General features: G+C 66.8%; 1 protein-coding gene. It reads left to right on the plus strand.

From position 1 onward, the window contains the following. The coding region (locus AF337_RS11905; protein WP_152971007.1) for an aldehyde dehydrogenase family protein at window positions 1-235 on the plus strand (235 nt) is incomplete at both ends.

The following is a 235-nucleotide window of genomic DNA, read 5'->3' on the forward strand; positions in this document are numbered from 1 at the left end:
GCCCGGCCCCGCCTATATTCTGCGCGCCACCATGCCGGACCTCGCCGTCCGCAACAACGGCCAGACCTGCGTCTGCGCCAATCGGCTTTATGTCCAGGACGGCGTCTACGAGGCGTTTGCCGCCAAGCTCGCCGCGGCGGTTTCGGGCCTGAAGGTGGGCAACGGTCTCGACCGCGACGTCGTGCTTGGCCCGCTGATCGACGACAACGCCGTCGCCAAGGTCGAAAGCCATATC

The sequence above is a fragment of the Rhizobium ecuadorense genome (genome assembly GCF_001187535.1).
Lineage (GTDB): Bacteria > Pseudomonadota > Alphaproteobacteria > Rhizobiales > Rhizobiaceae > Rhizobium > Rhizobium ecuadorense.